The following is a 13969-nucleotide window of genomic DNA, read 5'->3' as shown; positions in this document are numbered from 1 at the left end:
GGGGCCACCAAAGTCATGCATATTCGAAGAGCGGTATCCGCCGATGCGGAGGAGCTGTGCAGTCTCCTGAACGAAATTATCCTGGCCGGCGGAACAACCGCGCTCGAGACGCCGCTTACCGCCGCGGAATTCGCAGATTGGTTCATCGACGGCGAGTTTCCCCTTGTCTGTTATGTGGCGGAGCATGACCGGTCGCTTGTCGGCTTTCAGTCGCTAAGCGGCGATCCGCCGAAGGGTTATGCCGATATCGCAACATTTGCCCGCATGAGCCCGAAGATCTCAGGCGCCGGCAGCGCCCTTTTTCCGGCGACGCGGGCAGCAGCCGAAGAGCTCGGGCTCGAATTCATCAATGCGACCATTCGTGCCGACAATGTTGGCGGTCTTGCTTATTACGCAAAGATGGGCTTCGAGCCCTATGACAGGCTCATCCAGGTTCCGCTGTTGGACGGAAGGCCCGTCGATCGGGTCAAGAAACGGTTCAAGGTGGATGCCAAGCCCCGTCCGGCACCCACCGTTTGACCGTTCGAAGGCCCCGTCGGAAGGCCCCGCGTCCGTAGCCCTATTAACGCCCCTCCCCTGCTTTGCTCACAGGCCGGCAGCCGCGCGCTGTTCCTCCGGAAGCCAGGAGCGGTAGAGCGGATGATCGGCGGCAATCGGCATCGGCGTCGGCTTGCCGGTGCGCTGCGAGAAATAGGCGGCCGTCACCAACTCCAGTGAGTTACGGGCATCCTGCAGCGTCACCGGCGGTTCCTTGCCCTCGATGATCGCCTTGTGGAAGAGCTCGAACTGGCGGGTATAGCCGTCCTCGCCCGGCACATAGGCGGCCAGCGCCTCGTCGATCCGCGCCTGGTGTTCCTCCGTCCCAGCCGTGAAGACCCAGGGATCGCGACCCATCGTGTAGGGTTCGAGTATGCTTTCGGCGACGAGATCGCTGAAGCAGAAGCGCAGCCGCGAGATCTCCTTGCGCGAGCCGAGCGTCATCGACAGCGTCGCCAGCGAGCCGTTCTGCATCTTGACCGAAAGGGCGGCCGTATCTTCCACTTCGATCGGATTGACCAGCGTCGCACCATAGGAAAACACCTCGGCGCAGGGTCCATGCACATAATTCAGCATGTCATGCGCGTGGATCGCGTGGCCGAGAAGGCCGCCGCCGAGCTCGCTCGCCCATTTGCCGCGCCACGGCACGGCGTAATAATCCGGGCCGCGCCACCAATGGGTCTCGATCGTCGTCAGGAACGGTTTGCCGGCCAGGCCGCGCTCGATCAGCAGCTTCAGCTTCTGCAGGCCGGAGCCGTAGCGATACTGGAAGATCGGCATCAGCTTTTGGCCGGGGAAGCGGGCGAGGATGCGGCCCATTTCGTCGACCTCGGCGATCGAGCCGAAGAGCGGCTTCTCGCAGATCACGTGCTTGCCGGATTCGATGCCCTTGCGGCAAAGCTCGAAATGCGAGCTCGGCGGCGTGGAAATATCAATGATATCGAGATCGTCGCGGGCAAACAGCGAGTCTGCGTCCTGCGTGTATTCGCCGATGCCGAACTCTTCGCACAGCGCTTTGCCGCGATCCTCATCGAGCGAGCAGAGTACGGGAACCTCAAAGAGATCCTTGTTCCAGCCGAAGCCGGTTAGGTGCCGCGCGGCAATGCCTGCGCCGATGACGCCGACGCGCAATTTCCTGGTCATGTCATCCTCCTCAGCGAGCGCCGATGCGCGCGGCTTTCGTCTGGGCTTCGAGCGAAAGGCGGCAGACCTCGAATACGTGATCCTGCGTCATCGCCGTCTGCGTGCGGTTGCCGACATCGGCGGTGAAGGCGTCGAAATAATCGAGCTTTTCGCCACTGCAATCGATATGGGTCATTTCCTTGCCGTTGACGAGGAAGAGGTGATCCTTGCCCGGCCGGCCGGCAATGTCGATATATTTGCGCAGCTCGATATAACCCTCGGTGCCGAGGATGGTCAGGCGTCCGTCGCCCCAGGTCGGCAGTGCCTCCGGCGTGAACCAGTCGACGCGGACATAACCTGCCGCTCTGTCGGAGCGCAGCAGCACTTCGCCGAAATCCTGGAAGGCCGGCTTGTCGGGCATGCCGAAATTGCCGATCGAGCTGGCGATGACCTCGCCCGATCTCGAGCCTGTATAGAACAGGAACTGGTCGACCTGATGCGAGGCGATGTCGACGATGATGCCGCCGAAGGCTTCCGGATCGAAGAACCAGTCGGGCCTCGTCGGCAGCTGCAGGCGGTGCGGGCCGACGCCGAGCGTCTGGATCACCTTGCCGATCGCGCCTTCGGCGACGAGCTTGCCGGCCTTGACGGCGGAGCGCACGCAATGGCGCTCGGAAAAGCAGATCGAGAAGATCTTGCCGGTCTCTGCCACGGTGCGTTTGACCTCTTCGAGCTGGGAGAAGGTCGTGACGCCGGGCTTATCGGTCATCACGTCCTTGCCCGCTTTCATCGCCCGGATGGCAAGGCCGGCGCGGTCGCGCGGGATCGCGGCAATGCAGATGACATCGATCGACGGATCGTCGAACAGCTTTTCGCGATCGATCTGCGGCGCACCGGGATAGGTCTTCTCGAACGTCTCACGCAATGCCGGCACCGAGGTCCGAGGGCAGTAGCCGACGAACTCGCCGCCTGCGGCAAGCAACCCCTTCACGTGATCGAACGTATGCCCATGGTCGATTCCGACGACGGCAAATCTCAACATTGCTGCAATATCCTCCCGGGATTTTCTGAGCACCGGCTGGCGCCGACATCCTCCATGTCGGGCAAAACAGATAACGAAACTTGCCTCCTGTCAAGGCGAGATCGAGGCTGAAATTGCCTATCGATATATGTAAATACCTGAAATCAAACAGATATTTAGTATCTAAATAGTTATTTACTGCCTTCCGGCGCCGTTTTGCCGACAAGCCGCTCATTCGATCCGATTGGACGAAAGTCTTTTTCTCCAGCATCTCTTGCCCCGTCTGCGTGAATGTGATCGATTTCTGCCGCCGCCGGGTTGGAGGGCGGCAACGACCTCGAAGATATTCAAAGAGCGCTCCCCGCTTGCCTGTGACGGAGGATCACCATGTCTCATCCCCTTCTCAATGCCGCTGCTTCGTCTGGTCTTTTTGTCGGCCGCGTCTGGAGCCCCGAGGCAGCAGGACCGAGCATCGTAACGCTTCGCGAGGGCATGTTGGTCGACATTACCTCGCGCGAGGCGCCGACGCTGAGTGCGGTGCTCGAAAAGCAGGATGCCGCCGGCTTCGTCCGCGCTGCAAAAGGCAAGGCGATCGGCTCGCTGGAGGAGATCGCCGCCAACAGCAAGGGAGCGCCGGACACGGCTCGTCCCTATCTGCTGGCGCCCGCCGACCTGCAGGCGGTCAAGGCCTGCGGCGTTACCTTCGCCCAGTCGATGATCGAGCGCGTCATTGAGGAGAAGGCGGCCGGCAATCCTGATCGTGCCGCGTCGATCCGCGAACGCGTCAGCACGCTGATCGGCGGCAGTCTCACCAATGTCAAGGCCGGTTCGCCCGAGGCTGCCAAGGTGAAACAGGCCCTGATCGACGAGGGCATGTGGTCGCAATATCTCGAAGTCGGCATCGGCCCCGACGCCGAGGTCTTCACCAAGGCACCGGTACTCTCTTCGGTCGGCTGGGGCGCCGATGTCGGCCTGCATCCGATCTCGACCTGGAATAATCCCGAACCGGAAATCGTGCTTGCGGTCAACAGCCGCGGCGAGATCAAGGGCGTGACGCTCGGCAACGACGTCAACCTGCGCGACGTTGAGGGCCGCTCGGCGCTCTTGCTCGGCAAGGCCAAGGACAACAACGCCTCCTGCTCGATCGGTCCGTTCATCCGCCTGTTCGATGCCGGTTACGGGCTGGATGACGTGCGCAAGGCCGAGCTCGACCTGAAGGTCACCGGCGAGGATGGTTTCGTGCTCAATGGCAAGAGTTCGATGTCGCAGATCAGCCGCGATCCGACCGACCTCGTCAAACAGACGCTCGGGCCCCATCATCAATATCCCGACGGGTTCATGCTCTTTCTCGGCACGCTGTTTGCCCCGACCCAGGATCGCGACGCGCCGAAGCAGGGTTTCACGCATAAGATCGGCGATGTCGTGGAGATTTCCTCGGCCGGTCTCGGTACGCTCGTCAACACGGTGCGGCTCTCCACCGAATGCCCGCCCTGGACCTTCGGCATTTCGGCGCTGATGCGCAATCTGGCGAAGCGCGGATTGCTATAAGTTATTGAGCGCATAACTTGTCGCGAAATGTACCGGCTTGGTGTCAGCCGCTCTGATCAACAGGTTTGCTATGACAAATAGCTGTCTACAAAGCGGTATCCAAGAACGCTCAGATGACGAAAAAGTGCGCCTTTGTGTCGCTAACAATGCCGACCTGTATCAGGCAATATTCCGTGCTCATGGATTGCCTGATCAGCGAACCAGCGCATTTTGGACAAGTGATGCAGTCGCACCTCCATACTATTCCAACATGACGACCCTTGACCGGGATGCAACTGAAAAGCAGCTGATTGAAATCGATCGGCTGACAGATCGGCTAGGACGGCGACCTAGTGTCAAAGACGGCTTTTCCAAGCTAGATCTCAACAACAACGGGTTCCGGTTGTTGTTTTCCGCATCATGGATTTGGGCTGAACCACATAAAAGTTCATCGAGTGCGCCTCAAGGTTGGGTACGCATTCGCGAGGTGGCAGCGCTGGATCGCTGGGAACATTCCTGGAAAGAGTCTGGTAGCCCGACCGATGCCAACGTCTTCACACCTGCCCTGCTTTCCGATCCCGACATGCACATCTATGGTCGATTGGCCGGCGACGGCTTTGATGCGGGGTTCATCGCAAATCGATCGCCGCAGGTTGTAGGCATCTCCAATATTTTTAGCTTGGCTGGTACGCCGCAGGCCTTCCGGGATGCAATTTCGTTGGCCAGTATCGCCTTTTCAGGCGATTTGCCCCTTGTCGGATATGATCGCGGTGAAGCGCTAGACGAAATGAAAAAGCTCGGTTTCAAGCCCGTCGGCCAATTGCGGATCTGGCTATCTGATGAGGGCGCATAAACGCTTTCCCCGTTTGTTGTCCATTAGCGTTGTTTGGCGGGAAACCAACGCTACGCCCTCTTACTGGTTCCGCCGCCTGCCCTGCAGCAGGTCGAGCACGGAGTTGGCTGCCTCGAGGACGTTCGTCCCCGGCCCGAACACCGCGGCAACGCCGTGTTCGTGCAGAAATTCATAATCCTGTCGCGGAATGACGCCGCCGCAGACGACGATGATATCGCCACCGCCCTTTTCTCTCAGCCTGTCGATCAGCTGCGGCAGCAGGGTCCGGTGACCGGCCGCCAGCGATGAGACGCCGACGACATTGACCTTTTCACCGAGCGCCACGCCGGCGGCCTCCTCAGGCGTCTGGAAGAGCGGTCCGGCAAGCACGTCGAAACCGATATCGCCGAAGGCCGAGGCGATCACCTTGGCGCCACGGTCATGCCCGTCCTGGCCGAGTTTGGCGACCATGATCTTCGGCCGCTGTCCCATCGCTTCCGTGACCTCCGCCATCCGGGTCTTCAGCACGGCAAGTTCCGGCTCGTTGTCATAGGCCTCCCCATAGACGCCCTTGATGACGGCAGGCGTGGCGGCATGATCGCCGAAGGCTCCGCGCATGGCATCGGAGATCTCGCCGACGGTGGCGCGCGCCCGTGCCGCCTCGATCGATGCTTCCAACAGGTTGCCGCTCCCGGTGCGCGCCACCTCTGCAAGGGCGGCCAATGTCTCGCGCACGGCATTGCCGTCGCGCCGCCGCCTGGTTTCCTCGATCCGTTTGATCTGGGCGGCGCGCACGGCGCTGTTGTCGATCTCCAGAATGTCGATCGGCCGTTCGTTGTCGAGCCTGTAACGATTGACGCCGACGATGACCTCTTCGCCCTTGTCGACGGCAGCCTGGCGGCGCGCGGCCGCCTCCTCGATCATCCGCTTCGGCAGGCCGTCATTGACGGCTTTCGTCATGCCGCCGAGCGCTTCGACCTCCTCGATCAGCGCCCAGGCCCTATCGGCAAGCTCCTGCGTCAGGCTCTCGACGTAATAGGAGCCGGCCAGCGGGTCGACCACCTTGGTGACGCCGGTTTCGTGGCTCAGGATGAGCTGGGTGTTGCGAGCGATGCGGGCGGAAAATTCCGTCGGCAGCGCGATCGCCTCGTCGAAAGAATTGGTGTGCAGCGATTGCGTGCCGCCGAGCACGGCCGACATCGCCTCGAAGGCGGTGCGGATAATGTTGTTATAGGGATCCTGCTCCTGCAGCGACACGCCGGAGGTCTGGCAATGGGTGCGCAGCATCAGCGAGGCCGCCTTGTTCGGCTGGAACTCCTCCATGATCCGGCTCCAGAGCAGCCGGGCGGCGCGCAGTTTCGCCGCCTCCATGAAGAAGTTCATGCCGATCGCAAAGAAGAAGGAGAGCCTTCCGGCGAAATCATCGACGTTGAGGCCCTTGGCAATCGCCGCCCTGACATATTCGCGACCGTCGGCCAGCGTGAAGGCCAGCTCCTGCACCAGCGTCGCACCGGCCTCCTGCATGTGATAGCCGGAGATCGAGATCGAGTTGAATTTCGGCATCTCCCTTGCCGTATATTCGATGATGTCGGCAACGATCCGCATCGAGGGTTCCGGCGGATAGATATAGGTGTTGCGGACCATGAACTCCTTGAGGATATCATTCTGGATGGTGCCTGAAAGGTCGGCCCTCGGCACCCCCTGCTCCTCGCCTGCGACGATAAAGGAGGCGAGGATCGGGATGACGGCGCCGTTCATCGTCATCGACACAGACATTTCCCCGAGCGGAATGCCGTCGAACAGGATCTTCATATCCTCGACGCTGTCGATCGCGACACCCGCCTTGCCGACATCACCTTCGACGCGCGGATGATCGCTGTCATAACCGCGATGGGTGGCGAGATCGAAGGCGACCGACAGGCCCTTCTGGCCGGCGGCCAGATTGCGGCGGTAGAAGGCGTTCGATTCCTCTGCCGTCGAGAAGCCGGCATATTGACGGATTGTCCACGGCCGGCCGGCATACATGGTGGCGCGCGGGCCGCGGGTAAACGGCGCAAAGCCGGGAAGCGAGCCGAGATGCGCGGCGCCTTCGAGATCCTCGGCCGTATAGAGCGGCTTGACGGCAATGCCTTCCGGCGTCTGCCAAATCAGCGTTTCGGGCGAGGCACGCAGTTCCTTCTGCGCAAGCTCCGCCCAATCCGACAGCGTCTTCTTCGTCATGCCTTCCTCCGGCTCTTTCATCGCACCTTATCATTTCATAGGCGCACAATGCGATAAAGCCTTAGGACGTTGAACGCAGCAAAGCATCGATCGCCTGCCTCATCCGCCACGAGTTTGCTGGGCCGACCTATTTGTGGTCCAGCCTGGCGACCAGCCGGTCACCGAGCCACTGAATGCCGCAGACGAGGATGACAAGGACGGCCACCACCGCGATCATCACATTGGTTTCGAAGCGCTGGTAGCCGTAGCGAATGGCGAGATCGCCGAGTCCGCCGGCGCCGATTGCGCCTGCCATGGCCGAGGCGCCGATCAGCGTCACCAGCGTCACGGTGAAGCCGGCGACGATGCCGGGCAGCGCTTCGGGCACCAGCACTTCGCGCACGATGGTCCAGCGATTGCCGCCCATGGCGCGCACGGCATCGATCAGCCCGCGGTCGACCTCGCGCAGCGACACTTCGGCGATACGGGCGTAATAGGGCGTCGCGGCGATGGCGAGCGGCACGATGGCCGCCCATGTGCCAAGCGCGGTGCCGACGATCAGCCGCGTCAGCGGAATCAGGGCCACCAGCAGAATGATGAAGGGCACCGAGCGGAAACCGTTGATAACAGCGCCGAGCACGCGATTGATCCAGAGATTTTCAGCGATGCCGCCGCGTGCGGTGACGACAAGGGCAAGGCCGAGCGGCAGACCGGCGACGAGGGAGATCACGCCGGAGGCGACGGTCATCAGGACGGTCTCCCAAAGCGAGCGGATCAGCAGTTCAAACATGATCGGCGTCATAACCAAGCACCTCCACCCGGGCGGACCGGGCCGTCAGAAATTGTTCGACCTTCCCGGCAAGCGCGGGGTCGCGCATGGGAACGGCGATGAAGAACCGCGCAACCGGCTGGTTCTGAATATGGTCGATGCCGCCATGGACCAGACGGAAGGAATGCGGCAGCGCCGCCGAAAGCTCGGCAAACAGCGCGCCTTGCGCTTCGGGCCCGGCCAGATCGACACTGAGGATCGCCTCACTGCCGGATGTCGCCGATAGCCGGCCGGCTATATGATCGGGAAGCTGCGGGCGGATGCCGCCGAGCAGGCTCCTTGTGATCCTTTCTTGCGGATTGGCGAAGACCGACCAGACCTGGCCCTCCTCGACGATCCGCCCGGTATCGATGACCGCGACCCGATCGGCAATGCCGCGCACCACTTCCATCTCATGCGTGATCAGCAGAATGGTCAGGCCGAGTTTGCGGTTGATATCTTTGAGTAAGGACAGGATCGACCGGGTCGTCTCGGGATCAAGCGCCGACGTTGCCTCGTCGGACAACAGCAGCGCCGGACGCGCCGCGAGCGCGCGGGCGATGCCGACGCGTTGTTTCTGGCCGCCGGAGAGCGAGGCGGGATAGGCCTTCGCTTTGTCGGCAAGCCCGACGAGCTCAAGCAGCTCACGCGCCCGATTCAGGCGCTCGGCCCTGGCAACGCCCTCGATCTTCAGCGGCAGCGCGACATTGTCTTCGACCGTCTTGGCCGAAAGCAGGTTGAAGTGCTGGAAGATCATGCCGATGCGGCGGCGCAGCGGCTGCAGTTCCCGTTCTTGAAGTCCGGTGATATCGCGGCCTTCGATACGGATCTCGCCGCTGTCGACGCGCTCCAGGCCGTTCAGGCAGCGGATCAAGGTCGATTTGCCAGCGCCGCTGCGGCCGATGATGCCGAGGACTTCGCCCTTCTTCACCTGCAGCGAAATGCCGTCGAGCGCGGCCGTGGCTCCGAACCGACGCTTCACGTCGACAAGTCTCACCACTTCTTCGGCCGTTGCTGCTTGCGGCTGCGGCTCGATTGTCGTGGCGGAAACAAAGGAATTCATCTGCTTTTCCTTAGAAACACCAAAGGCGGTCCTGGCATGAAACGCCCGGACCGCCTTTCGGCAGGCCTTAACCCCGGCCGAGTTTCGGATCAATAGGCGCTGAGACCCGTCCCCTTATAGACCTTGTCGAATTCGGCCTTGACGGTGTCGTTCTGATAAGACGACACAAGCGTCTTGACCCAGTCCGCATCCTTGTTCTCGGCCTTGACGGCGATGAAATTGCGGTACGGATTATCGGCGACCGGCTCCTGCGCGATGCGTTCGGCCGGAGAAAGGCCGCTCTTCAAAGCCCAATCGGTGTTGACCACACCGGCATCGAGATCATCGATCGAACGGCCGACGATGCCGGCATCGAGTTCTTTGATCTCGATCTTCTTCGGATTGTCGCTGACGTCGGCGACCGTTGCAAGAATGCCCGTGCCGTCCTTCAGCTTGATCAGGCCTTCGCTCTGAAGAACGCGCAACGCCCGGCCTTCATTCGAGGGATCGTTCGGGACGCCGATGACGGCCCCTTCCGGGATGTCGGCGACGGACTTGTATTTCTTGCTGTAGAGGCCGATCGGCCAGACCCCGGTATAGCCGGCGCGGACGATATGATATCCGTGCTGCTGGATCTGGTTATCGAGATAGGGCTGATGCTGGAAGGCGTTGGCGTCGATCTCGCCCTGCTCCAGAGCTTCGTTCGGCTGCGTGTAGTCGTTGAAGACGACGGTCTCGATCTTCAGGCCTTTCTTGGCCGCCTCACTCGTGACGACACGCCAGATGTCCTCCTCTTCGCCGGCCATGATGCCGACTTTGATCAACTTGTCCTCGGCAAAGGAGGGAGTGGGAACTGCAAAGGCAAAAAGTGCGGCAGCAGAGACGGCGACGGCAGCAAGAGCCGCCCGGCGCGAAAACTGTAAGCCGTGAAGGTTTTTGTTCTTGGTCATAGTATATCCCGTCTGAATGAATGAGGCCGAACGCCCCGATTAGGCTGAGCATGGCAAATGCGCGGATCGGGGGCGAAGCACGAACGTCTGATGTGAAGGAAGAGCCTGAAAAACTCTTGCCCCGCCTTCGATATCGGCAGGATAAATTTCTATCAAATTTATGGATTAATTGCGGCCCTTAAGCATGTCCTGAAGAATGAAGGTGGCGCTTGAGAGGCGCGCTCGCCGAGATCGTGATGGCGTAGCGCCTGTCCAAGTGTGGGCGACATCAGGGTAAAGCCATGCCAATCCTCCCCATCCAGATGCGGAGGAAATCTTTGGTTGCGGACCATATGGCCTCAGGCCGGCTTCTGCTTTGGGATGCGCGGCAGGAGGATCGTCAGCAGGCCGAGCAACGGCAGGTAGGAGCAGACGCGGTAGACGAAGTCGATGCCGTGCGTATCGGCAAAATCACCGAGCAGCGCCGCACCTAGCCCCCCTGCCCCGAACGCGAAGCCGAAGAAGACGCCGGCGATCAGGCCGACGCGGCCGGGCACGAGCTCCTGAGCAAAGACGACGATTGCCGAAAACGCCGAAGCGAAGATCAGGCCGATGACGACGCTGAGCACCCCCGTCCAGAGAAGGTTCGCATAGGGCAGCAGCAATGCGAAGGGAATGACGCCGAGGATCGAAAACCAGATGACGAAACGGGCACCGAAGCGATCGCCGATCGGTCCACCGAGGAAAGTGCCGACGGCAACCGAGCCGAGGAACAGGAAGAGCATCAACTGCGCCTGCTGCACGCTGAGTTCGAACTTGTCGATGACATAGAAGGTGAAGTAGCTGGAGACGCTTGCCATATAGACATTCTTCGTTGCCGTCAGCAGCACGAGGATCAGCAGCGCCCAGACGACCCTGTTCTGCGGCAGCGGCAGGGTTCGACTGACGGCAGGTCTGCTGGCGTTCTGGCGCCGATGGCTCATGTACCAGTTGCCCACCCAGCTCAGCACGATCATGCCGACCATGGCGATGACGGCAAACCAGGAGACACTGTGCTGGCCGAGGGGCAGCACGATGAAGGCGGCGAGCAGCGGACCGATGGCCTGGCCGGCATTGCCACCGACCTGGAAAAAGGACTGCGCAAAACCGTGGCGACCGCCGGAGGCAAGACGGGCGACACGCGAGGATTCCGGATGGAAGACCGCCGAACCGAAGCCGATCAGGCTTGCTGCCACCAGCAGCAGTGTGAAACTGCCGGCGTTGCCGAGCAGAATAAGGCCACAAAAGGTGCTCGCCATGCCGACCGGCAGGGAATAGGGCATCGGCCAGCGATCGGTGACGATGCCGACCGCCGGCTGCAGCAGAGACGCGGTGACCTGAAATGTCATGGTAAGAAGGCCGATCTGCACGAAGTCCAGGTCGTAATTCGCCTTGAACAGCGGATAGAGTGAGGCGAGCAGCGACTGCATGATGTCGTTCAGCATATGGCAGAAGCTGACCGCCATCAGAATAGACATCGTCGTTTTTTCGAAACGGGGCGCGCCTTCAGCAACGGTTGCCATCAATATCTCTCCTGAACAGGTACGGTCGGTGCCGTGCTGCGTCTTTTTCGATGGATTTTCGGCGATCGGGGCTGGCAAGACTGTCGCGCGACGGTCGCTGAGAAGCATTTAACCCACGCCTGGCAGCAATCGCCAGCCCGGTTTCTCCAGGATCGGTACGGCTTTTGTTCGATTTTCCTTCAGTGGAGCGGGTTCTTGCGCAGTCATCCCCTCTTTCCGATGGGGGTTTTCATACCACAGTCAGCCGGGATCGTCGCATATGTGGTATGCTATATGAAAACAACCATGGAAAACCGCTCAGGGGGGCACTACAGCTGCGGCGATTGAAATGCGATCGAGGCTGACAATACGCGATGAATGTCAAGACACCGAATGCCATAGACAGCTATGTCGGAGCGCGCATCAGAACGCGCCGGCAACTGCTCGGAATGAGCCAGGAACGGCTTGCCGATCAGATCGGCGTGACCTTTCAGCAGGTTCAGAAATACGAAAAGGGCATCAACCGCATCGGCGCGAGTCGTTTGCAGCGGATCGCCGAAGTGCTTCACACCTCACCGAGCTTCTTTTTCGAGCAGGGCGACTCCGAGCGGTTGGCGGTGCGAGAGCTGGATGCACCGGACCACGCCGATCCGGTTGCAGAATTCCTGCGAACCAAAGAGGGGCTGGTGCTCAATCGTGCCTTTCTGAAGATCGCCGATCCCCAGATCCGTGCGACGATCATTGCACTGGTAACGGCGATGGGGCAGGCGGAAAGCCGCGGTCCGACACTGGCGGCCTCCATCGGGGATATCACCCGCCCGCCCGGAGACTAACCGGACGGAATGGCAATTCGCGTGTTCAGATCCAAGTCATTTGCCAAGCTGCGGCGGACCGGCCAGTGTCAAAGGGTTTGCATGCTCGACATTGCGATTTCAGTACAATGCCGTTGTTTCTGCTTGGTCTCGTCCGATTCGGCCTGAATGCGCGATTGCCGCACGGGTCCAGGGCACGCTCGCTTGGGCAAGTGCTCGAAAAAGATTGGACAACTTCTTGATTGGGTCTTGTTAACCCTATTTGCCTTGCCACTCTTCCAGAATCGGCGATAAATGCGGTTTCAAAGCGCGCAGAGCTTTTAAATCGCATTTTCGAGATTTCTATGAATATGGCACCGCAGATAGAGAAAGCAATTTCCGATGTCGATCAGCTGATCATCGGTCAGGCGCAGGAACTATCCGACAAGCTGAAGCAGCATCGGCTCGAAATGTTTCCACCGCGCGCGCTGAAGGGGCTCAGGGAATTTCAGCTTGCCGAAGTGGCGCGGTTTCTCGGCGTAACCAGCGGCTATCTTCGCAATCTGTCGCTGGAGGGCAAGGGTGTCCTCCCCCAGGTGACCCCGTCGGGCCGTCGGTCCTACACGGCGGAACAGATGGAAGAGATGCGCGCCTTCCTCGAGCACAATGCACGCGCCGGTACACATTATGTCCGCCATCGCCGCGGCCACGAACATCTGCAGGTCGTCGCCGTGGTCAACTTCAAGGGCGGCAGCGGCAAGACGACAAGTGCGGCCCATCTTGCCCAGCACCTTTCCCTGACTGGTCACCGCGTGCTTGCCGTCGATCTCGACCCGCAGGCGTCTCTCTCGGCCATCCACGGTTTTCAGCCCGAGTTCGACGTCAACGAAAACGAGACGCTCTACGCCGCCATTCGCTACGACAACCGGCGTAGGCCGCTGCGGGAGGTGATCCGGCCGACCAATTTCCCGAACCTTGATCTGGTGCCGGGCAACCTGGAACTAATGGAATTCGAGCATGACACGCCGCGGGTCCTCGCCCAGGGCAAGTCAGGCGACTATGGACGCGTCTTCTTCGCCCGGCTGGACGAGGCGCTTTCTTCGGTCGCCGACGATTACGACGTCGTCATCATCGACTGCCCTCCCCAGCTCGGCTTTTTGACCATGAGCGCCATTTGCGGCGCGACGGCGGTCCTGATCACCGTTCATCCGCAGATGCTCGATGTCATGTCGATGTGCCAGTTCTTGCAGATGCTCGGTGAAGTGCTGAACACGCTGAAGGGCGCCGGCGGCAACATGAATCTCGACTGGCTGCGTTATCTCGTGACCCGCTACGATCCGCAGGACGGGCCGCAGACACAGATGGTCGCCTTCATGCGGTCGATGTTCAAAAACCACGTGCTCACCAATCCGATGCTGCGCAGCGTGGCGATTTCAGATGCGGCGATGACCAACCAGACGCTTTATGAGGTCGAGCGAAGTCAGTTTACCCGGGCGACCTACGACCGCGCCATGGAGGCAATGGATGCGGTCAACACCGAAATTGTCAATGTGATCCACAAGGCGTGGGGGCGGTAATGACCAGGAAGTTTACTGCAGTAAACCGTGGCGGGGAGACGGC

12 protein-coding genes are annotated in these 13969 nt (G+C 60.7%); 5 read left to right on the top strand and 7 right to left on the bottom strand.

Features of this window, described 5'->3' with window-relative positions; translation table 11 throughout:
- Positions 1-15: 15 nt before the first annotated feature.
- Positions 16-519: a GNAT family N-acetyltransferase gene (locus EFR00_RS01730; RefSeq protein WP_077994221.1), complete on the top strand. Its 504-nt coding sequence runs from the start codon at positions 16-18 to the stop codon at positions 517-519.
- Between the two features lie 66 nt (positions 520-585).
- Here the strand turns inward: EFR00_RS01730 and EFR00_RS01725 are convergent, their stop codons facing one another.
- Both EFR00_RS01725 and EFR00_RS01720 read right to left on the bottom strand, forming a co-directional pair.
- Positions 586-1680 (bottom strand): Gfo/Idh/MocA family protein, encoded by a 1095-nt coding sequence (locus tag EFR00_RS01725; protein WP_077994222.1) that lies wholly within the window; start codon positions 1678-1680, stop codon positions 586-588.
- 10 nt (positions 1681-1690) lie between these two features.
- Positions 1691-2701, bottom strand: coding sequence for a Gfo/Idh/MocA family protein (locus EFR00_RS01720; protein ID WP_077994224.1), 1011 nt, complete (start codon positions 2699-2701; stop codon positions 1691-1693).
- Positions 2702-3067: 366 nt separating this feature from the next.
- On the opposite strand from EFR00_RS01720, the gene EFR00_RS01715 reads away from it, so the two are divergent.
- Together EFR00_RS01715 and EFR00_RS01710 are read left to right on the top strand one after the other, a co-directional pair.
- Entirely contained in the window at positions 3068-4228 is a 1161-nt protein-coding gene (locus tag EFR00_RS01715; RefSeq protein WP_077994225.1) for a fumarylacetoacetate hydrolase family protein, read from the top strand.
- Between the two features lie 70 nt (positions 4229-4298).
- Entirely contained in the window at positions 4299-5060 is a 762-nt protein-coding gene (locus EFR00_RS01710) for a hypothetical protein (RefSeq protein ID WP_077994654.1), read from the top strand.
- Between the two features lie 60 nt (positions 5061-5120).
- On the opposite strand, the gene scpA is transcribed toward EFR00_RS01710, so the two are convergent.
- The 5 genes from scpA to EFR00_RS01685 all read right to left on the bottom strand — a co-directional run bounded on the left by scpA (position 5121) and on the right by EFR00_RS01685 (position 11579).
- Entirely contained in the window at positions 5121-7259 is a 2139-nt protein-coding gene (scpA, locus tag EFR00_RS01705; protein ID WP_077994655.1) for a methylmalonyl-CoA mutase, read from the bottom strand.
- Positions 7260-7386: 127 nt separating this feature from the next.
- A complete protein-coding gene (locus EFR00_RS01700; protein ID WP_040112982.1) occupies positions 7387-8040 on the bottom strand; it encodes a methionine ABC transporter permease in 654 nt (217 codons plus the stop codon).
- Positions 8021-9109, bottom strand: coding sequence for a methionine ABC transporter ATP-binding protein (locus EFR00_RS01695; protein ID WP_077994226.1), 1089 nt, complete (start codon positions 9107-9109; stop codon positions 8021-8023). Before EFR00_RS01695 ends, EFR00_RS01700 begins: the two co-directional genes overlap by 20 nt.
- Positions 9110-9198: 89 nt before the next feature.
- The gene (locus tag EFR00_RS01690; RefSeq protein ID WP_040143037.1) at positions 9199-10038 is read right to left on the bottom strand and encodes a MetQ/NlpA family lipoprotein; all 840 of its coding nucleotides are present in this window, start codon (positions 10036-10038) and stop codon (positions 9199-9201) included.
- Between the two features lie 338 nt (positions 10039-10376).
- Positions 10377-11579, bottom strand: coding sequence for an MFS transporter (locus tag EFR00_RS01685; RefSeq protein ID WP_040143326.1), 1203 nt, complete (start codon positions 11577-11579; stop codon positions 10377-10379).
- 353 nt (positions 11580-11932) lie between these two features.
- Here EFR00_RS01685 and EFR00_RS01680 point away from each other — a divergent pair, with 353 nt between their 5' ends.
- Together EFR00_RS01680 and repA are read left to right on the top strand one after the other, a co-directional pair.
- Entirely contained in the window at positions 11933-12391 is a 459-nt protein-coding gene (locus tag EFR00_RS01680) for a helix-turn-helix domain-containing protein (protein WP_077994227.1), read from the top strand.
- A gap of 323 nt (positions 12392-12714) precedes the next feature.
- Positions 12715-13926, top strand: a complete 1212-nt coding sequence (gene repA, locus EFR00_RS01675) for a plasmid partitioning protein RepA (RefSeq protein WP_077994228.1) — start codon at positions 12715-12717, stop codon at positions 13924-13926.
- Positions 13927-13969 lie beyond the last annotated feature (43 nt).

This window comes from Rhizobium sophoriradicis, assembly GCF_003939025.1.
Taxonomy (GTDB): Bacteria; Pseudomonadota; Alphaproteobacteria; order Rhizobiales; family Rhizobiaceae; genus Rhizobium; species Rhizobium sophoriradicis.
This window is presented reverse-complemented; position numbering and strand designations above follow the sequence as displayed.

Coding starts and splice junctions, on each gene's coding strand:
- EFR00_RS01730 (WP_077994221.1), top strand. CDS start 16: ATGCATATTCGAAGAGCGGTATCCGCCGATGCGGAGGAGCTGTGCAGT.
- EFR00_RS01725 (WP_077994222.1), bottom strand. CDS start 1,680: ATGACCAGGAAATTGCGCGTCGGCGTCATCGGCGCAGGCATTGCCGCG.
- EFR00_RS01720 (WP_077994224.1), bottom strand. CDS start 2,701: ATGTTGAGATTTGCCGTCGTCGGAATCGACCATGGGCATACGTTCGAT.
- EFR00_RS01715 (WP_077994225.1), top strand. CDS start 3,068: ATGTCTCATCCCCTTCTCAATGCCGCTGCTTCGTCTGGTCTTTTTGTC.
- EFR00_RS01710 (WP_077994654.1), top strand. CDS start 4,299: ATGACAAATAGCTGTCTACAAAGCGGTATCCAAGAACGCTCAGATGAC.
- scpA (WP_077994655.1), bottom strand. CDS start 7,259: ATGACGAAGAAGACGCTGTCGGATTGGGCGGAGCTTGCGCAGAAGGAA.
- EFR00_RS01700 (WP_040112982.1), bottom strand. CDS start 8,040: ATGACGCCGATCATGTTTGAACTGCTGATCCGCTCGCTTTGGGAGACC.
- EFR00_RS01695 (WP_077994226.1), bottom strand. CDS start 9,109: ATGAATTCCTTTGTTTCCGCCACGACAATCGAGCCGCAGCCGCAAGCA.
- EFR00_RS01690 (WP_040143037.1), bottom strand. CDS start 10,038: ATGACCAAGAACAAAAACCTTCACGGCTTACAGTTTTCGCGCCGGGCG.
- EFR00_RS01685 (WP_040143326.1), bottom strand. CDS start 11,579: ATGGCAACCGTTGCTGAAGGCGCGCCCCGTTTCGAAAAAACGACGATG.
- EFR00_RS01680 (WP_077994227.1), top strand. CDS start 11,933: ATGAATGTCAAGACACCGAATGCCATAGACAGCTATGTCGGAGCGCGC.
- repA (WP_077994228.1), top strand. CDS start 12,715: ATGAATATGGCACCGCAGATAGAGAAAGCAATTTCCGATGTCGATCAG.